Below are 19,194 nucleotides of genomic sequence, written 5' to 3'. Positions count from 1 at the left end.
CGGTGACTGGGCTCGCGATGAGGCCAGCCACACCGCCAATCAACTTGCAGCCTGAAGCTTGAAGCTTGCCGCTGCCCCCTCACATCCCATGCTGCTTCATCAACCGCTCATAACTCCCATCCGCCTTCATCGCCGCAATCTCCCGATCAAAACCCGCCACAATTTGCTCATGCTCCGGGTTCTTCAGGCTGACCAGAATATGCAGGCTGTTTTCACTCAGCGGCTTGGGTAAAAATTCGACCGAGTTACGCACCTTGGCCGATTCACGCGCCAGGTAGTAGCGGGCGACGTACTCATCTTCCAGGGTCAGCTTGACCCGGTCGGCCGCGAGCATGCGCACGGCCATGGCGAAGTTATGTACAGGGACTTTCTGCAACGCTGCATCCTCATCGAATTCCGATGAGTAGGCGTAACCCCGCACCACCGCGATCGGGTAGGTGTGCAGTTGCTGAAGGTTGTTGTATTCGATCGGCGCGTCTTTGCGCTTGATGAAGCGCACGCGGTTGAGCAAGTACTCATCGGAAAACTGGCCAAGCTTGGTGCGCTCGTCGTTGTACCAGGCGTTGACCAGCACGTCGTAACGACCCTCGCCCACCCCCAGCAAGGCTCGCGCCCAGGGCACCTGCTCGAAATCGCTGGCATAGCCGGCCCGGGCCAGCGCGGTACTGACGATGTCCGTGGCCAACCCACCATTGACCAGCGTGGCATCGGTAAAGGGCGGCCAGGCATCGGCCACCAGACGCAGCTTTTCCGCTGCCGCGTACTGAGTCAGCAACAGCAATCCAATCAAAGCAAAAGCTCGATGCAATCGCGGCATGCTAGAAAATCCTTAGCGGGCGGGCTGCCCGACGTGTTTTTCAGCCAAAACTCCAAGACTTCGTTACCGACTTGCCGGTACTAAACCTTAGCTCATTGAAGCCACTGCACAGCGCTTACTTGCAGATTACACAAAGAAGACAACACCGCACGAAATGAATGATGGCATTTTGGCCTTTGTCACAGATTGCTCTGCCATCAAGACATCTTTCGTCAGGGCGCTTAGTATCTGAGGGACGTTGTTCAAGGAATGTGAAGATGACAATTGAGTGGGTCTGCAAACATCACAGCGATCTGGGTAAAGAACAGCTGTATGCCCTTTTGAAACTGCGTGCCGAGGTATTCGTCGTCGAGCAGCAGTGTGTCTACCAGGATGTCGATGGCCAGGATCTGGAAGGCGACACCTGCCATTTGATGGGGTGGGATGGCGAACGGCTGGTGGCGTATCTGCGTTTGCTCGACCCGGAGCTGCAGGGTGGCGATGTGGTGATCGGTCGGGTGGTGACCGCGCCAGAAAGTCGTGGCCAGGGGCTGGGGCATGAAATGATGGACCAGGCATTAAAGCAGGCTGAAAAGCGCTGGCCTGAGGTGCCGATCTATCTCTCGGCCCAGGCGCATTTGCAGGGGTATTACGGGCGGTACGGGTTTGTGGTGGCGGGAGAGGAGTATGTCGAGGATGGCATTCCGCACATCGGGATGCGTCGTTCCTGAGGGCCTCTTCGCGGGCAAGTCGGATCGCCGCACCGCTCGCTCCTACAGAATTTCGGTTGCTCGCATGATTTGCGCACATACCGTAGGAGCGAGGCTTGCCCGCGAAGGCGTCAGAACAGGCGCCACGAAATCTCAGGGATATTCCAACACCGCTTTAATCTGCCGCAAATTGCGCTCAATCCAACCCCGATCAATCGCTCCCCACTCACGAATCCGATAACGCCCCGCATGGTTACGCGCGCCGTCTTCCTGCTCGAACTCACACACAATATCCAGATCCGCCAGCGCCGCGATGGTGTCCTGGGCTGTGCGCCGAGGCATGCCGGTCACTTCGGTCAATGCCGGGACACTGCTGGCCAATCCGCTGTCGATCAGGTACGCCACGTATAGCCGGCGGTAGAAGCTGCTTTTGGTCTTGCTGACATCCATCCATATGCTCCTGATCTTGATCTTTTATTGCATATCCCGCCAAGTCAGATAAACCCGCAAATCAAACTCGACCTGGTGATACCCCGGCAACATGTGTTCGCACAGCTTGTAGAACGCCTTGTTGTGATCCGACTCTTTGAAATGCGCGAGTTCATGCACCACGATCATTTTCAAAAACTCCGACGGCGCTTCCTTGAACAGCGAAGCAACGCGAATCTCTTTCTTGGCCTTGAGCTTGCCGCCCTGCACCCGGGAAATCGTGGTGTGCAGGCCGAGGGCGCGATGGGTCAGGTCCAGGCGGTTATCGAATAACACCTTGTCGATGGCCGGGGCATTACGCAGGTATTCCTGCTTCAGGTCCAGGGCATAGGTGTACAACGCCTTGTCGCTTTGCACGCCGTGTTTCTGCGGGTAACGCTGGCTCAGGTAGTCGCTCAGCCGACCTTCAGCGATCAGCTGGCGCACCTGGTCCTGCAACGCTGCGGGGTAGGCCTGGAGGTATTTCAACGCGGTCATTGGGCAGGCAACACGAATCACGAAAAGGTCGCCAGTGTAGCGAATTCAGCTGGGTAGCGCGCTCCAGTCGAAGGGCTGCACAAACTCACCCGCGTCTTCGGCCGTCAGCGGCCGCGCCACCAGGAATCCCTGCACGTACTCGCAGCCATTGGCCTGCAGCCACTCATATTGCGCAACCGTTTCCACCCCTTCGGCGATCACCAGCAGACCGTACTCCTTGCACAGATCGATAACCGTGCGCACCAGCGACGCGTCCCGTGACGACTCTGGCAACCGGGCAATCAGATGGCGGTCGAGCTTGAGGGTGTCCAGTTCCAGATCCCGTAGATGGGAGAGCGAACATGGCCCCGAGCCGAAGTCGTCCAGCGCTACCCTCACGCCGAGGTTGTGCAGTAAACGCAGCTGCTTGCGGGTTTCATCCGGGTTGATCGTCAACGCCTCCTCGGTGACCTCAACCTCCATCTGGCGCGGCTGCAAGCCATGGCGCTCCAGCACTTGGCGTAACTCTGTGACCAGGTTAGGCATACCGAACTGCGTACTGCTCAAACTCACCCCTACCACCAGATCCTCGGCAAACAAGGTTTCCCAGGCTTTGCGCTGCTTGGCGCTGCGGTGATAGATCCAGCTGCCCAGTCGACTGATCAACCGCGCCTCTTCCAGTAATGGCAAAAACAACCCCGGTGGAACATCGCCGACACTCGGATGCTGCCAGCGCAGCAACGCCTCGAAGCCGCGAATCTGTCCACCATTGATTGCCACTTGCGGTTGATATACCAAGTTGAAATCACGGTTTTCAATGGCCGTGCGCACGCTTTCTTCAAGCATCAAACGCGAGCGCGCCCGGCCATTCATTTCGTGATCGTAGAAGCGATATTGCTGACGCCCGGCGCGTTTGGCTTCGTACATCGCAATGTCGGACGCCCGCAACAGACCGTCGAGATTCGAACCGCAATCCGGGTACGTGGCAATGCCGATGCTGGCGCCGAGGGCGATGTCCAACCCTTCGATCTGCTGACAGATCGACACTCGCTCGATCAGCTTCTCGGCAATCTTCGCCGCTTGTTCGGGGAACTCCAGATCCAGCAGCGCCGTGAACTCATCGCCGCCCATGCGCGCCAGAATATCGAAGGGCCGCAGGCAAGACTTCAACTGCTCGGACACCCAGCGCAACACCCGATCACCGGCATCGTGACCAAGGGAATCATTGACCCGTTTGAAACCGTCAAGGTCGAGGTACAGCAACACCCAGGCGCTATCGGAACGTTCGCCGCGCAGCAGCAGGTTTTCCACGGTCTGGTAAAAGCCCCGCCGATTGAGCAGCCCGGTCAGCGGATCGGTGACGGCCTGGAACTCCAGTTGCTGATGCAGGTGCCGCACCACCGACATGTCCAGCACCGTTACCACCATCGCGTGCTGCTCGGAGGGCAATGGCGCACAGGACAACGCCACCGGTACTTGTTGGCCCGGCGCCGTGCGCAGCAGCGCGTCGTGCAGGCGCAGGGTTTCACCGCGTTTGTAGCCGATATACAGGTCGGAATCGGACCAGATCGGAATATGCGGCTTTTGCAGAAAATCCAGAAACTCCCGGCCCTGCAAATCCTTGACCGTGGCATTGAGCAGCCGCGACATCGCCGGGTTGGCAAAGCGAATGAGGCCGTCCTCGCCCACCACCAGAATGCCTTCGGCGGCGTTGTCCAGCACCGAGGCGTTAAAGGCACGAGCCACTTCCAGATCATGGCTCAAGCGCTGCAACGCCCGACGGTTGCGCTGATGCTCAAGCAACGCCTGGACCTTGGGCTTGAGGATTTGCGGGTCGAAGGGTTTGAACAGGTAATCCACCGCACCACTGGCATAACCCTTGATCACGGCGTCCTGGGACTGTTCGTTGGCGGTGAGAAAAATGATTGGCGTAAGACGGGTACGCTGACTGCCACGCATCAACCGCGCGACTTCAAAGCCGTCCATGCCCGGCATCTGCACATCCAGCAGCACCAGGTCGACTTCGTGTTCAAGGAGCAAACTGAGTGCCTCGAAGCCCGAGGCGGCGGTCATGACCTGCCAGTCCTGGCGCTGCAACAAGGCGCGCATGCTGATCAGGTTTTCAGGGTAATCATCAACAATCAAAAGGACAGAGTTGCCTTCACCTGGCGTGGGTTGCGCGCATTCCATGCTGCTTCTCTTGTTCGGGGCGACAGGCCGGTTTCTCGTGAAAACCGGACAAATACTGAGCCTTCACTCTAGACCCGGATGCGCAAAAGCAGTAGGTGTCATCGCGCCATCATTTAACCAAAGCGTCCATAAGCCGACTAACGGTCGGCTCTACAGCCCCCTGAAACCGGGAAAGATGGCGTTTTGACAGGATATTGACGCCAATCATCTGCCAAATGGGCATTAACAAAGTTACCGACTACGCTTATAAAGGCACCCCTCCAAGCCCCGTACTAGAGCTATTGGCACGGGTGTGCAGCATGAATTTGTGGAAACTTTGTCTATGATCGATCTCGCAACATGGAACCTTAGTGTTCCTGTCGGCAATCCGCCGTACACCGTTGAAACAGCCAAACTGGTGGACGGTTTCAAGGACCAATACTTCCATTCCAATACCGGCACCCTGTTTTTCTGGTCACCGGTCACAGGCTCCAAAACCGAAAACGCAAAATACCCCCGCACCGAACTTCGCGAAACCTACAGCAACGGCACCCTGCGTAACTGGCTCTACCCGGAAGCCGATAATTCGCTGCGTGCCACCCTTGTGGTCAATCAGGTGCCGAGTTCCGGCAAGATCGTCATTGGCCAGATCCACGCCTATGAAAGCCAGAAACCCTTGATCAAGCTTGAGTACCAGTTCAAGACCAGCACACAGACCGGCAACATCGTCGCCAAAGTGCGCATGCACCCTGATGACGGCGAGGGTCGGGTCATCACCATCGCTAGCGGCGTGAAGCTGGATCAGGAGTTTAACTACCTCATTCACCTGAGCCCTGGCGGTCAGTTGGGCATCAGCGCCGCGGGTTATCAGTGGGACACCGACATCAGCGCGACATGGCGCGACAAGCCGCTGTACTTCAAGGCTGGGGTCTATGTGCAGGACAACACCGGGTACACCAGCGAAGGCGGGAAAGTGACATTCAGCAAGCTGGATATTGATCACGACAAGTAAGTCATTGGCGCCGATCATTGTGGCGAGGGGCTTGCTGTGGCGAGGGGGCTCGCCCCCGTTGGGCTGCGCAGCAGCCCCCATCACTCTCAAGCCTTCCGCAAATCCTGTAGGAAACCACCCATCGTGGCGAGGGAGCTTGCTCCCGCCGGGCTGCGAAGCAGCCCCATCCATCTGCCACCGCATTCCTACAGCCACACCACAACGCCCGGTTTACGCCGGCTGCGCCGCCGAACGGGGGCAAGCCCCCTCGCCACAATGACTGCACTACGGTCCTACACCCCGGTTGCAGCCACCAAAATCGCCGCTTATAGTTCGCCCCGTCGCTGACAGCAGTCGGCGATAGGGTTTCGCAGCCCTACCGAGTTAAAGCCACAACCGTCAAAATCCGACATAGGCGACGTCTGCCTATGTTCGGCTTTTATATGGCGGCTGTGCGTGGGAGACCCTCGGGTCTGCCGGGTCTTAACTCCTCGGTCTGCGAACCCGCGCACAGCTGCCACCCAATTTGTTTCGCAGCAAACGGTGGTCAATTCTTTCTCGAGTTAAGGATTTTCCATGACCAATCAACAATCGCCTCGCCGCTTCACCCCCATGTCCCAATTTGCCACCGACTACCCCGTCCTGCTCATCGACAACAACGCCCCGATCCGCGAACTTCACAACTGCGTCAGCGAACGCCTCAACGCCGTCCTCAAATACCTAAACCTCATGGCCTGCACCAGCCTGCCGGACTACGCCGAGAACGACATCAACACCGTCACCAACATTGCCCGGATCATGGTTCAGGATGTACATGATGTGTTTCGAGTGATTGAGCAGCGTGGGTTTGATACGCCTAAAACGCCTTAATAAACCTTTAACAGTAAAAACCCGCATAAATGCGGGTTTTTATTTCCAAGCCATTATCAAACGAACTGCCACTTCCACAGCATCACAACTGGTAAATCTTACAGCGGATAAATTGAGTAGATAGTCACCCCAAAATTCACCACACTATAGTATGTCGCCTTATCACCAACAGAATACGTTGTGCCCTGATCTTGCCCGCCAAATGTAATATTTTCTCCAACTGCATCAGGCTTTATAGTAATTGTGTAATCTCCCACACTCCCGCCAGTGCGCCGTGAAAACGATACCACTGTGCCAGTGTATTTAGTAGCTGCCATGATAGACATCCTTGGATAGAAATATAAAAAATATAAAAAGAGGACAGATTTATTTATGCACCCTCTCTACCTCTAACGATAAACGGCCTACCCTCACAAAACACCTGTAAGAAATAACAGTTCCTAATACAATTTTGCGATAACAAAGCAAAGAGCCAAGGCAAAAAACCTTACTGCAAATCCATAGCCTATTTTTTTCACCATCTTCTACGCGTCCTAAAACATACACGGATGTAGGTGGCTATATGCCCAGAACGGCACACATTGTATTACCAAATTATCCGCATCATGTCGTGCACAAAGAGATGGTCTTCGCCAAAAAGAGCGATTTCGAACGTTACCTGGTTGATTTTCAAGAACTCAAAACCGTCTTTGATGTGAAGGTTACGCATTTTGTCTTATGACCAATCATGTCCACTTGCTACTTGCACCAAGTGACTCTCTCGGCCCTCGGGAACGCGATGAAAGGCTTGGCGGGTCGAATGACGCAGTACCGCAACAAACTGGAAGGACGCTCGGGCACACTGTGGGAGAGCCGCTACAAATCCAGCGTCGTACAAACCGATACGTACTTGCTGTCCTGTAGCCGATACATCGAACTCAACCCGGTGCGAGCGCAAATGGTTCAACGTGCAAAGGACTACCCTCGGCCCAGCTAATATCAATAACAAAAAGTTCTAAAAAACTGTCAAATCTTACAGATGCCAACACAATCACTGCCGCCTAACATTCACCATGAAACACAAAAAAGGAAAAGAACAGACAAATAAATCCGCCCCTTTTCCTACCCCCTTTTCTAATTTTCAGGAGAGCGTGTCATGGTTAAGAAAAACACAGTATTGGAGGGCGCTATTTTCGGTATGACAGAGGAGCTAAGGCCAGGATCTGAGGAGTACTACAAAATTGTAATTAGCTCCGCGGAATACGACTCTGGAAAAATTGAGGGTTATTTCCAAAAGGTTGATGACTATTCCAGCAACTCAAAAAATGCGATACAAGACGGGTGGTACAAATTTAAAAAGCCCGGTTTAACGCTGACCTTCTCTTCCGGCGAACTTAATTTTGGCTTACAGACGGACAATGATGCTTACGATCCGCTGTCTGGGACGATTTACGAAAACGGAACAGCTCTAGGCAAGTTCACTTTCAAAAAGGTCGGGCCGAACTTCCAGCTTGGATACGACTAACGGGGAGAAAAGCGAGAGCACAAAAGGGGCTGATTTATTTAATCCGCCCCCCCCTATCCTAGCTTTTGGCTGAGCGGATTGACTGCTAATTGGGCTCAACTAACTCGGCTAGAGCCTTAACGTCGATTCCGTTATCCACTATCTCAAGCGACATCCCCAAAGCCGTTAAGACTCTAAATACCGTATACAACGCGACATTTTCACCGGACTCCAACGCCACTATAGTTTTGCGGTTGCACCTAGCTCTCTGTGCCAGTTGCTGCTGACTGTAACCTTTGGCACGGCGTAATTGACGTAGTCTCTCAGCAAAAACTGGTGGGCTGTACAGGATCATGCATGTCACCTATAACGGACTTTTCGGGTCGATTCCTTCGCTATGCCCACTATAAGTGACATCTCTGTGCTCTTATGTCAGCCCATTCTGAAAGTGAAAAATCCACAAAAAAAACCCGCCTCTCGGCGGGTTTCTCTTCAACGCTGTTTAACGCTCGGGCTTAGTTAACCTTAGCGTTCAACTCACCCTTCAAATACCGCTGATACATCGCTTCCAACGAGATCGGCTTGATCTTCGAAGCATTACCCGCCGTACCAAACGCTTCATAACGCGCGATACACACATCACGCATCGCCGTCACGGTCGCGCCGAAGAACTTACGCGGATCAAACTCGCTCGGGTTGGTGGCCATCAGGCGACGCATCGCACCGGTGGATGCCAAACGCAGGTCGGTGTCGATGTTGACCTTGCGCACGCCGTGCTTGATGCCTTCGACGATTTCTTCAACCGGGACGCCGTAGGTTTCTTTGATGTCGCCGCCGTACTGGTTGATGATCGCCAGCCAGTCTTGTGGCACGGAAGACGAACCGTGCATCACCAGGTGGGTGTTCGGGATGCGTTTGTGGATTTCTTTGATGCGGTCGATGGCCAGCACGTCGCCGGTAGGCGGCTTGGTGAACTTGTAGGCGCCGTGGCTGGTGCCGATGGCGATGGCCAGGGCGTCGACTTGGGTGCGTTTGACGAAGTCAGCGGCTTCTTCCGGGTCGGTCAGCATTTGGCTGTGATCCAGAACGCCTTCGGCGCCGATGCCGTCTTCTTCACCGGCCATGCCGGTTTCCAGCGAACCCAGGCAGCCCAGCTCGCCTTCTACCGAAACGCCGCAGGCGTGAGCCATGGCCACGGTTTGTTGGGTGACGCGGATGTTGTAGTCGTAGTCGGTCGGGGTCTTGCCGTCTTCGCCCAGGGAACCGTCCATCATCACCGAGCTGAAGCCCAGTTGGATGGAGCGCTGGCAGACGTCAGGGCTGGTGCCGTGGTCCTGGTGCATGCACACCGGGATGTGCGGGAATTCTTCGATTGCCGCCAGGATCAGGTGACGCAGGAACGGGGCGCCTGCGTATTTGCGGGCACCGGCCGAAGCCTGGACGATCACCGGGGAGTCAGTCTTGTCAGCGGCTTCCATGATGGCGCGCATCTGTTCAAGGTTGTTGACGTTGAAGGCTGGAACGCCGTAGCCGAACTCGGCTGCGTGGTCCAGCATCTGGCGCATGCTGATAAGTGCCATTGTGTGTGTCTCTCCCGGTTTGGGTCGTTAATCATGCCAGCCTGCCGTAGCGGCGGCGGCTATTCAAGTTATTGCAGATCGGGGGTTGGTCCGGTCCGCTCATTCGGTGTTGCAAAAATCTGTAGAACCTACACAGAACCTTTGTGGGAGCGGGCTTGCTCGCGAATGCGGTTCAACATTCAACATTGATGCAAGCTGACCCGCCGCCTTCGCGAGCAAGCCCGCTCCCACATTGGGTTCTCCGTGAATCAAATCAATCGCCTTACTGCGCTTTACAGCCGCGGCCAATCAAATCGTTGGTGGCGACCCAGTACACCAGGCCTTCCTCACCTTTTACGTGAAACGCCAGCATGTCATTGCTGTAAAGCGACCCTTCGGCGCCCGGCTCAAGCTTCAAGCGGTAGACCTGATCGGCTCCGCCGAGGCGCACGTCGACTTCCTTGCGGCTGTCGTCAGTGTAGCGCCAGAGCACTTTGGCCTGGCTGTCGCAGGTCCAGGTGGTCCAGTTGTCCGTCGATTCGGCAGGCTTGAACAGGTTGAAATTTGAGCAACCTGCCAGCAACGCCAACGCCATGACGGCGATAAAACCTTTCATCCGTGTTCCTCGACCGACGGCGCACGCCGCCGGCCTTGAGTAAAGAGTCAGCCCCGTCAAGGGCAGCCACGTTCCTTGGCGGGAGTCTGTGTCTCGTATTTGTCCAGGCCATCCGGCCCGGAGCGCTTGTTGAGCACCGGGTTGGTTTCTGCCTGCCAGTCGGCCTGGTAGCAACCTTTATCCGACGCAGACGGCGCGGGTTCCGGCGTGGCTTTCGGGTTACTCCCGCAAGCCGCCAGGGAACCTGCGACGATCAACAGCGCTAGCGTCCTGACCATGTAAACACTCCTTTGCCTGGTCATTTGGGTGGCCTCAGGCCTTGGCCCGGCTTTCCAGGACTTCAACGGCTGGCAGAACCTTGCCTTCGACGAATTCGAGGAAGGCGCCACCACCGGTAGAAATGTAGGAGATCTGATCGGCAACGCCATATTTATCGATGGCAGCCAGGGTGTCGCCGCCGCCCGCGATGGAGAACGCCGAGCTTTCCGCGATGGCGTGGGCCAGGACTTTGGTGCCGTTACCGAACTGGTCGAATTCGAATACGCCCACCGGGCCGTTCCACAAAATGGTCTTGGACGACTTCAGCAGCTCAGCGAAATTCGCCGCGGTCTGTGGGCCGATGTCCAGGATCATATCGTCGGCGGCTACGTCAGCGATCAGCTTGACGGTCGCAGTCGCGCTTTCAGCGAATTCCTTGGCAACCACAACGTCCACTGGCAGCGGCACGCTGACTTTGGCAGCGATGGCTCGGGCGGTGTCCAGCAAATCAGGCTCGTACAGCGACTTGCCCACCGGGTGACCGGCAGCAGCCAGGAAGGTGTTGGCAATGCCGCCGCCAACGATCAACTGGTTGCAGATCTGGCTCAAGCTATTGAGCACGTCGAGTTTGGTCGAGACCTTGGAACCGGCAACGATCGCTGCCATTGGCTGGGCCGGGGCGCCGAGGGCTTTGCCCAGTGCGTCCAGTTCAGCGGCCAGCAACGGACCAGCAGCAGCGACTTTGGCGAACTTGGCCACGCCGTGGGTCGAACCCTCGGCACGGTGAGCGGTGCCGAAGGCGTCCATCACGAACACGTCGCACAGGGCGGCGTATTGCTGGGCCAGTTCGTCAGCGTTCTTTTTCTCGCCTTTGTTGAAGCGTACGTTTTCGAACAGCACGATGTCGCCGGCCTTCACGTCAACGCCGCCCAGGTAGTCGGACACCAGCGGCACTTCACGGCCCAGGGCCTTGCTCAGGTAGTCGGCGACTGGCTTGAGGCTGTTCTCGGCCGAGAACTCGCCTTCAGTCGGACGGCCAAGGTGCGAACAGACCATCACGGCCGCGCCTTTTTCCAGGGCCAGCTTGATGGTCGGCAGCGAAGCCAGGATACGCGCATCGCTGGTGACAACACCGTCCTTGATTGGGACGTTGAGGTCTTCGCGGATCAGTACGCGCTTACCTTGCAGATCGAGGTCGGTCATCTTCAACACGGTCATGGGTCGCAATTCCTGAGTTACTGTTTTGAAGTAGCTGGTTTTGAAGTAGCTGTTTGCAGATAGTGTTCTGCAACGTCCAGCATTCGGTTGGCAAACCCCCATTCGTTGTCGAACCAGGCCAGGATGTTCACCAGCCGTGGGCCGGAAACACGGGTCTGACTGGCATCGACGATGGCCGAATGTGGGTCATGGTTGAAATCACAACTGGCGTGAGGCAACTCGGTGTAGGCCAGCAGGCCTTTGAGCGGGCCGCTGGTGGCGGCCTCACGCAGAATCCGGTTGACCTCGGTGGCATCGGTGTCGCTCACGGTCTGCATCGTTATGTCGAGGCAAGACACGTTCACCGTCGGCACCCGTACGGCTTTGGCCTGAATTCGCCCGGCAAGTTCCGGCAGCAGGCGTTCGATGCCGCGCGCCAGACCAGTGGACACCGGGATCACCGACTGGAACGCCGAACGGGTCCGGCGCAGGTCTTCGTGGTGATAGGCGTCGATCACCGGCTGATCGTTCATCGCCGAGTGGATGGTGGTGATCGACACGTATTCCAGGCCAATGGCCTGATCCAGCAGGCGCAACAGCGGCACGCCGCAGTTGGTAGTACAGGACGCGTTGGACACCAGCAGTTCGTCGCCGGTCAGGCAATCCTGGTTCACGCCGTAGACGATGGTGGCGTCGACATCTGCTTCGCTGGCCATCGGCTGGGAAAACAGCACGCGTGGGGCGCCGGCGTCAAGGAAACGCTGGCCGTCTTCACGGGTGTGGTAAGCGCCGGAGCACTCCAGCACCAGATCGACGCCCAGGGACGCCCAATCGATGCCTTCGGGGATAGCACTGCGCAGGACCTTCACGCAGTTGCCTTGAATATGCAGACAATCGCCCTCAACCCGCACTTCACCGGGGAAACGCCCGTGAGTAGAGTCGAAGCGTGTCAGGTATTCGATGCTGGCCATGTCAGCCAGATCGTTGATCGCGACAATTTCAAACCCAGCCGTCGAGCCTCGCTCAAACAACGCACGCAAGACGCAACGACCAATCCGGCCGTAGCCGTTGAGTGCAACTTTGTAAGGACGCGGTTGAGGCATGGGGTTCTCGATTACCGTGGTGAATCCGTCAGTGTTGTGGTGATTGGACCAACGCCATCGCGAGCAAGCTCGCTCCCACAGGGAAATGTATTCCAATGTGGGAGCGAGCCTGCTCGCGATGGCGTCAGCCCGGACAACACAACTGTCGGACTTAGTCTTCCAGCAGCTCTTCAGCCTGACCCAGGATGTTTTCCAGGGTGAAGCCGAACTCTTCGAACAAGGCTGGCGCAGGCGCCGACTCGCCGTAGGTGGTCATGCCGATCACGCGACCTTCCAGGCCCACGTATTTGTACCAGTAGTCCGCGTGAGCGGCTTCGATGGCGATACGGGCGCTGACTTGCAACGGCAGGACTGCTTGCTTGTAGCCTGCATCCTGAGCATCGAACACGCTGGTGCACGGCATCGAAACAACACGCACCTTGCGACCTTGCTCGGTCAGCTTGTCGTAAGCCTGAACCGTCAGGCCCACTTCGGAACCGGTGGAGATCAGGATCAGCTCAGGCTCGCCTGCACAGTCCTTCAACACATAACCGCCACGGGCGATGTCGGCGATCTGGCCGGCATCACGGGTTTGGTGCTGCAGGTTCTGACGCGAGAAGATCAGCGCCGAAGGGCCGTCCTTGCGTTCCAGAGCCAGTTTCCAGCAAACCGCCGATTCAACGGCATCGGCTGGACGCCAGGTGTCGAGGTTCGGGGTGCTGCGCAGGCTGGTCAGTTGCTCGACTGGCTGGTGAGTCGGGCCGTCTTCGCCCAGACCGATGGAGTCGTGGGTGTAGACGAACACCACGCGTTTCTTCATCAGCGAGGCCATGCGTACCGCGTTGCGCGCGTATTCCATGAACATCAGGAACGTTGCGCCGTAAGGCACAAGACCGCCGTGCAGGGACACGCCGTTCATGATCGCGCTCATGCCGAACTCGCGAACGCCGTAGTACATGTAGTTGCCGCTGGCGTCTTCAGCCGAGACACCTTTGCAACCTTTCCACAGGGTCAGGTTGGAACCGGCCAGGTCAGCGGAGCCGCCCAGCAGTTCAGGCAACAGCGGGCCGTAGGCATTCAGTGCGTTCTGGCTGGCTTTACGGCTGGCGATGGTTTCGCCTTTGGCCGCGACTTCAGCGATGTAAGCAGACGCTTTTTCAGCGAAGTCAGCCGGCAGTTCGCCGCTCAGACGACGAACCAGTTCGTTGGCCAGCTCAGGGAAAGCAGCGGAGTAAGCAGCGAAACGCTGATCCCACTCGGCTTCGGTCGCGCGACCAGCTTCCTTGGCGTCCCACTCGGCATAAATGTCAGCCGGGATTTCGAACGGTGCGTAGTTCCAGTTCAGCGCCTTGCGGGTCAGAGCGATTTCCGCGTCACCCAACGGGGCGCCGTGGCAGTCTTCTTTACCTTGCTTGTTCGGCGAACCGAAACCGATGGTGGTCTTGCAGCAGATCAGCGTTGGCTGAGCGCTTTTACGAGCGGTTTCGATCGCAGTCTTGATCTCTTCCGGGTCGTGACCGTCGACGTTGCGGATCACCTGCCAGTTGTAGGCTTCGAAACGTTTCGGCGTGTCATCGGTGAACCAGCCTTCGACTTCGCCGTCGATGGAGATGCCGTTGTCATCGTAGAAAGCAATCAGTTTACCCAGGCCCAACGTACCGGCCAGGGAGCCGACTTCGTGGGAAATACCTTCCATCATGCAGCCATCACCCAGGAACACGTAGGTGTGGTGATCAACGATGTTGTGGCCAGGACGGTTGAACTGCGCCGCCATGACTTTTTCTGCCAGGGCAAAACCTACGCCGTTGGCCAGGCCTTGGCCCAGTGGACCAGTGGTGGTTTCAACGCCCGGGGTGTAGCCGAATTCCGGGTGGCCCGGGGTACGGCTGTGCAGTTGGCGGAAGTTTTTCAGGTCATCGATCGACAGGTCGTAGCCGGTCAGGTGCAGCAACGAGTAGACCAGCATCGAACCATGACCGTTGGACATCACGAAGCGGTCACGGTCAGCGAACGATGGATTGCTCGGGTTGTGCTTCAGGTAGTCACGCCAAAGTACTTCGGCGATATCCGCCATACCCATAGGGGCACCGGGATGGCCGCTGTTGGCTTTTTGCACGGCATCCATGCTGAGGGCACGAATGGCGTTGGCACGCTCACGACGGCTTGGCATCGCTGATCTCCTGGGGTTTGAATAAATTGAAACGGAAAAAAGGCGAGCATTTTCCCTCACCCACCCGCCTCGGGGCAATGACAGATAGTCATCTGGAGGTGTTTTTCCGGTGGATAAAGTCGCATTCGCCTGGTGAAACCTTTCCGCACACGTTTTGTAGGAGGTCCCTTTGCCCGAGAAGTGCCATCCATCGAGCAATATCAAAACTTTTTGATATTGCTCTTGCAGGGTTTTCTGACCGTCACTAGACTGCTGGCCTTATGAATTTACGTGTGCCTTCCATTCAACATGACGATTGCGATGAGCTGGCGGCCCTGTGCAAGGCTGGCGGCGATCCTCTGCGGCTGAATGTATTGCGCGCGCTGGCCAACGATTCGTTTGGCGTGCTGGAGCTGGCGCAGATCTTCGGCATGGGGCAATCCGGCATGAGTCACCACCTCAAGGTGTTGGCCCAGGCTGAACTGGTGGCGACCCGCCGTGAAGGCAACGCGATTTTCTACCGTCGCGCCCTGCCCCACACCGACCTGCTGGGCGGCAAGCTGCACGCAGCCTTGCTGGAAGAAGTGGATAACCTGACCCTGCCGGCCGATGTGCAGTCGCGGATCGGTCAGGTCCATGGGCAACGGGCGGCGGCCAGCCAGGACTTTTTCTCACGGGTAGCGGAGAAGTTTCGCGCCCAGCAAGACTTGATCGCCGGCCTGCCGCAGTACCGCGAAAGCGTGGTGGCGTTGCTCGACAAGCTGAGTTTCAGTGAAGGCGCCACCGCCATTGAAGTTGGCCCTGGCGACGGCGGTTTTCTGCCGGAACTGGCGCGCCGCTTCACCCAGGTGACCGCGCTGGACAACAGCGCGGCGATGCTCGAACTGGCGCGCCAGGTCTGCGAACGTGAAACGCTGACTAATGTCAGCCTGCAATTGGCCGATGCACTGAACGGTGTAAGCCTTACCGCCGATTGCGTTGTACTGAACATGGTGCTTCACCATTTCGCCGCACCTGCCGAAGCACTAAAGCACATGGCCGGTTTGCTGCAACCAGGCGGTAGCCTGTTAGTGACAGAGTTATGTAGCCACAACCAGAGTTGGGCCAGGGAGGCCTGCGGTGATCTGTGGTTGGGGTTTGAACAGGACGATTTGGCCCGTTGGGCCACCGCTGCGGGACTCGTTCCCGGGGAAAGCCTCTATGTAGGCTTACGCAATGGTTTCCAGATCCAGGTCCGCCATTTTCAGCGACCGGCTGGCGACACTCACCATCGGTAAATTCAGGAAAACATCGAGATGAGCGAATACTCCCTCTTCACCTCCGAGTCCGTGTCTGAAGGGCATCCGGATAAAATCGCCGACCAGATTTCCGATGCAGTGCTGGACGCCATCATTGCTGAAGACAAGTTCGCCCGCGTTGCGTGCGAAACCATGGTCAAAACCGGCGTTGCCATCATCGCAGGTGAAGTCACCACGTCGGCCTGGGTCGACCTGGAAGACATCGTCCGTAACGTGATTCTCGATATCGGCTACAACAGCTCCGACGTCGGCTTCGACGGCGCGACCTGCGGCGTGATGAACATCATCGGCAAGCAGTCCCCTGACATCAACCAGGGTGTTGACCGTGCCAAGCCTGAAGATCAGGGTGCCGGCGACCAGGGCCTGATGTTCGGCTACGCCAGCAACGAAACCGACGTGCTGATGCCAGCACCGATCACTTTCTCGCACCAGTTGGTTCAGCGCCAGGCCGAAGCCCGTAAATCCGGCCTGCTGCCTTGGCTGCGCCCGGACGCCAAGTCGCAAGTGACTTGCCGTTACGAAGGCGGCAAGGTTGTCGGTATCGACGCGGTTGTTCTGTCGACCCAGCACAACCCTGAAGTGTCGTACAAAGACCTGCGCGAAGGCGTGATGGAGCTGATCGTCAAGCACGTGCTGCCTGCCGAATTGCTGTCCAAGGACACCCAGTTCCACATCAACCCGACTGGCCAGTTCATCATCGGTGGCCCGGTTGGCGACTGCGGTCTGACCGGTCGCAAGATCATCGTCGACAGCTACGGCGGCATGGCTCGCCACGGCGGCGGCGCGTTCTCCGGTAAAGATCCATCGAAGGTTGACCGTTCGGCGGCCTACGCCGGTCGTTACGTGGCCAAGAACATCGTTGCGGCCGGCTTGGCCGAGCGTTGCGAGATTCAGGTTTCCTACGCAATCGGTGTTGCTCAGCCTACGTCGATCTCGTTGAACACCTTCGGCACCGGCAAAATCAGCGACGACAAAATCGTCAAACTGGTTCGCGAAGTGTTCGACCTGCGTCCATACGCAATCACCACCATGCTCGACCTGCTGCACCCGATGTACCAGGAAACTGCAGCGTACGGCCACTTCGGTCGCACTCCGCAAACCAAGACTGTTGGCGAAGATACTTTCACAACCTTCACCTGGGAAAAAACCGACCGCGCCGACGATTTGCGTCTGGCTGCCGGCCTGTAAGACTTTCCTGGCGGTACCAAAAGCCCCGCACGGTTCGCCGTGCGGGGCTTTTTATTGGAACGCGATCAACTGTGGGAGCGGGCTTGCTCGCGAAGAGGCCAGCGAGGTCACCCAGCCACATCCTGCAAAACACCCACCCTTTGCACCTCTCAATATTGACCTAGCCTTCAAGCATCCCAATGAGCAAGGACGCTCAAGATGCTCCCCAACCTGCGCCTGTTTTTCGCCCTTCTACTCATATCCCTCACCGCCAACGCCACTGACTGCCCCGACTGGGCACCCACCCGCGCACAGGCCGAAATCACCGCCCTGCAACAGAAAATCGACCTCTGGGACGAGAGCTACCACCGTGACGGCCGCTCACTGGTTGCCGACGAACTCTACGACCAGTCCCGGGCCCGGCTGACGCATTGGCGCCAGTGCTTCAACCTCGCCCACTCTGCCCAACCGCTACGAACGGCGGCCGGCAAGGTACCTCACCCGATTGCCCACACCGGCCTGGAAAAACTGCACGACGAACGTGCCGTCGCAGCCTGGGTTCGCGACCGCAAGGACATCTGGATTCAACCCAAGGTCGATGGCGTGGCGGTGTCACTGATTTACCGCAACGGCCAGCTGCATCAGGCGATCAGTCGCGGCGACGGAATAAACGGCCAAGACTGGACCGCCTCGGTGCGCCAGATCGCCGATATCCCCCAACAACTCACGCAACCGCTGGATATGTTGCTGCAAGGCGAACTCTATTGGCGCCTGACCGATCACGTACAAGCCAGGGACGGCAGCCTCAATGCCCGCGCCACTGTGGCCGGGCTGATGGCGCGCAAGTCACTGAGTGCCGAGCAAGCTGCCGGGATCGGGTTGTTTGTCTGGGACTGGCCACAAGGTCCGGCAAGCCTGCCGGCCCGGGTAACAGCACTGGATGAGTTGGGTTTTACGATCACCAAACCCTACAGCCAACCGATCAGCACATTTGCCGATGCGCAGCGCTGGCGCGATCACTGGTATCGCTCGCCACTGCCCTTTGCCAGCGACGGCGTTGTCCTGCGCCAGAGCCATCGCCCACCCGCCGAGCGCTGGCAGCCCCGACCACCTTATTGGAGCGTCGCCTGGAAGTACCCCTTTGCCCAGGCGCTGGCCGAGGTTCGCAAGGTCAACTTCAAGATCGGCCGGACCGGGCGGATCACGCCGGTACTGGAGCTTTCGCCGGTGAAGCTCGATGACCGGCAGGTCAAGCGTGTGAGTGTCAGTTCGCTGCAACGCTGGGAACAATTGGACATTCGCCCCGGCGATCAGGTGGCCATCAGCCTCGCGGGCCTGACCATTCCCAGGCTCGACGGCGTGGTGCTGCGCAGCACTGAACGCCCTGAAGTGAACGCACCGTTGGCGTCGGACTTTCATCCATTGAGCTGCTGGCAGCCGACGCCAGGGTGCGAGAGTCAATTCCTCGCGCGGCTTACCTGGCTCAGCGGCAAGCAGGGGCTGGCCCTGCCCCATGTCGGTCCCGGCACCTGGGAGAAACTTCTCGAAACAGGCCGCCTCAACAGCCTGCTGGATTGGTTGACCCTCGATGCTCAAGAGCTTGCTAACATTGCCGGCTTCGGCGAACGCAGCAGTGCTCGTCTTCTAAACAGTTTTGAAAGTGCACGGCAACAGCCCTTCGCTCGCTGGCTCAAAGCCCTGGGCTTGCCACCGACGGGCCAGGCACAGCTCGCCGATTCATGGCAGGCACTGGCGCAACGCAGCAACGAACAATGGCAGGCCGAGGCAGGCATCGGCCCGGGACGTGCAGCGAAATTGAGCGCGTTTTTCCGCGATCCGCAGGTCCTGGCCTTGAGTGAAACGTTACGCATTGCGGGGATTGACGGTTTTTAGCGACCAACAAT

Annotated in this window: 19 protein-coding genes and 1 pseudogene; 8 read left to right on the top strand and 12 right to left on the bottom strand. The window is 57.7% G+C overall.

From position 1 onward, the window contains the following. Positions 1-79: 79 nt before the first annotated feature. Positions 80-817, bottom strand: a complete 738-nt coding sequence (locus AC1MEW_RS05600; protein ID WP_201198459.1) for a substrate-binding periplasmic protein — start codon at positions 815-817, stop codon at positions 80-82. Between the two features lie 257 nt (positions 818-1,074). Here AC1MEW_RS05600 and AC1MEW_RS05595 point away from each other — a divergent pair, with 257 nt between their 5' ends. Continuing rightward, on the top strand, positions 1,075-1,527 hold the full coding sequence (locus tag AC1MEW_RS05595) for a GNAT family N-acetyltransferase (RefSeq protein ID WP_201198461.1): 453 nt from the start codon (positions 1,075-1,077) through the stop codon (positions 1,525-1,527). Positions 1,528-1,659: 132 nt separating this feature from the next. On the opposite strand, the gene AC1MEW_RS05590 is transcribed toward AC1MEW_RS05595, so the two are convergent. The 3 genes from AC1MEW_RS05590 to AC1MEW_RS05580 are packed head-to-tail and all read right to left on the bottom strand — an operon-like array spanning position 1,660 to position 4,641. Next, the gene (locus AC1MEW_RS05590) at positions 1,660-1,956 is read right to left on the bottom strand and encodes a winged helix-turn-helix domain-containing protein (RefSeq protein WP_123369167.1); all 297 of its coding nucleotides are present in this window, start codon (positions 1,954-1,956) and stop codon (positions 1,660-1,662) included. 24 nt (positions 1,957-1,980) lie between these two features. Beyond that, a complete protein-coding gene (locus AC1MEW_RS05585; RefSeq protein WP_201205052.1) occupies positions 1,981-2,472 on the bottom strand; it encodes a M48 metallopeptidase family protein in 492 nt (163 codons plus the stop codon). A gap of 45 nt (positions 2,473-2,517) precedes the next feature. Further along, positions 2,518-4,641, bottom strand: coding sequence for a putative bifunctional diguanylate cyclase/phosphodiesterase (locus tag AC1MEW_RS05580; RefSeq protein ID WP_201198463.1), 2,124 nt, complete (start codon positions 4,639-4,641; stop codon positions 2,518-2,520). 322 nt (positions 4,642-4,963) lie between these two features. Between AC1MEW_RS05580 and AC1MEW_RS05575 the strand changes: the two genes are divergently transcribed. Together AC1MEW_RS05575 and AC1MEW_RS05570 are read left to right on the top strand one after the other, a co-directional pair. Next, complete coding sequence (locus tag AC1MEW_RS05575; protein WP_201198465.1) at positions 4,964-5,632, top strand: polysaccharide lyase family 7 protein; 669 nt, start codon at positions 4,964-4,966, stop codon at positions 5,630-5,632. Between the two features lie 555 nt (positions 5,633-6,187). Beyond that, the gene (locus AC1MEW_RS05570) at positions 6,188-6,481 is read left to right on the top strand and encodes a fructose-bisphosphate aldolase (protein ID WP_480425630.1); all 294 of its coding nucleotides are present in this window, start codon (positions 6,188-6,190) and stop codon (positions 6,479-6,481) included. Positions 6,482-6,579: 98 nt separating this feature from the next. Here the strand turns inward: AC1MEW_RS05570 and AC1MEW_RS05565 are convergent, their stop codons facing one another. After that, on the bottom strand, positions 6,580-6,798 hold the full coding sequence (locus AC1MEW_RS05565; RefSeq protein ID WP_480425628.1) for a hypothetical protein: 219 nt from the start codon (positions 6,796-6,798) through the stop codon (positions 6,580-6,582). Positions 6,799-7,043: 245 nt separating this feature from the next. Between AC1MEW_RS05565 and AC1MEW_RS05560 the strand changes: the two are divergent. Together AC1MEW_RS05560 and AC1MEW_RS05555 are read left to right on the top strand one after the other, a co-directional pair. After that, a pseudogene (locus AC1MEW_RS05560) lies at positions 7,044-7,445 on the top strand (transposase); the annotation flags it as partial. A 171-nt stretch (positions 7,446-7,616) separates the two neighbouring features. Further along, positions 7,617-7,985 (top strand): hypothetical protein, encoded by a 369-nt coding sequence (locus tag AC1MEW_RS05555; protein WP_480425626.1) that lies wholly within the window; start codon positions 7,617-7,619, stop codon positions 7,983-7,985. 85 nt (positions 7,986-8,070) lie between these two features. Here AC1MEW_RS05555 and AC1MEW_RS05550 read toward each other — a convergent pair whose 3' ends face one another. From AC1MEW_RS05550 to tkt, 7 genes are all read right to left on the bottom strand, one after another. After that, a complete protein-coding gene (locus AC1MEW_RS05550) occupies positions 8,071-8,319 on the bottom strand; it encodes a helix-turn-helix transcriptional regulator (RefSeq protein WP_480425625.1) in 249 nt (82 codons plus the stop codon). A gap of 160 nt (positions 8,320-8,479) precedes the next feature. Continuing rightward, entirely contained in the window at positions 8,480-9,544 is a 1,065-nt protein-coding gene (fba, locus tag AC1MEW_RS05545; RefSeq protein WP_054044249.1) for a class II fructose-bisphosphate aldolase, read from the bottom strand. A 262-nt stretch (positions 9,545-9,806) separates the two neighbouring features. After that, positions 9,807-10,139: an MliC family protein gene (locus AC1MEW_RS05540; protein ID WP_131060609.1), complete on the bottom strand. Its 333-nt coding sequence runs from the start codon at positions 10,137-10,139 to the stop codon at positions 9,807-9,809. A 56-nt stretch (positions 10,140-10,195) separates the two neighbouring features. Continuing rightward, complete coding sequence (locus AC1MEW_RS05535; RefSeq protein WP_201198471.1) at positions 10,196-10,417, bottom strand: hypothetical protein; 222 nt, start codon at positions 10,415-10,417, stop codon at positions 10,196-10,198. A 34-nt stretch (positions 10,418-10,451) separates the two neighbouring features. Beyond that, a complete protein-coding gene (locus AC1MEW_RS05530) occupies positions 10,452-11,615 on the bottom strand; it encodes a phosphoglycerate kinase (protein ID WP_201198473.1) in 1,164 nt (387 codons plus the stop codon). Positions 11,616-11,632: 17 nt separating this feature from the next. Beyond that, positions 11,633-12,697: an erythrose-4-phosphate dehydrogenase gene (epd, locus tag AC1MEW_RS05525; RefSeq protein ID WP_201198475.1), complete on the bottom strand. Its 1,065-nt coding sequence runs from the start codon at positions 12,695-12,697 to the stop codon at positions 11,633-11,635. Positions 12,698-12,848: 151 nt separating this feature from the next. Further along, positions 12,849-14,846, bottom strand: coding sequence for a transketolase (gene tkt, locus AC1MEW_RS05520; protein WP_201198477.1), 1,998 nt, complete (start codon positions 14,844-14,846; stop codon positions 12,849-12,851). Positions 14,847-15,106: 260 nt separating this feature from the next. Here tkt and AC1MEW_RS05515 point away from each other — a divergent pair, with 260 nt between their 5' ends. The 3 genes from AC1MEW_RS05515 to ligB all read left to right on the top strand — a co-directional run bounded on the left by AC1MEW_RS05515 (position 15,107) and on the right by ligB (position 19,183). Beyond that, complete coding sequence (locus AC1MEW_RS05515; RefSeq protein ID WP_201198484.1) at positions 15,107-16,102, top strand: ArsR/SmtB family transcription factor; 996 nt, start codon at positions 15,107-15,109, stop codon at positions 16,100-16,102. A gap of 18 nt (positions 16,103-16,120) precedes the next feature. After that, entirely contained in the window at positions 16,121-17,311 is a 1,191-nt protein-coding gene (metK, locus tag AC1MEW_RS05510; RefSeq protein ID WP_123404278.1) for a methionine adenosyltransferase, read from the top strand. A 198-nt stretch (positions 17,312-17,509) separates the two neighbouring features. Beyond that, on the top strand, positions 17,510-19,183 hold the full coding sequence (ligB, locus tag AC1MEW_RS05505) for an NAD-dependent DNA ligase LigB (RefSeq protein WP_480425622.1): 1,674 nt from the start codon (positions 17,510-17,512) through the stop codon (positions 19,181-19,183). Positions 19,184-19,194 lie beyond the last annotated feature (11 nt).

This window comes from Pseudomonas sp. ASL4 (genome assembly GCF_056680395.1).
This window is presented reverse-complemented; position numbering and strand designations above follow the sequence as displayed.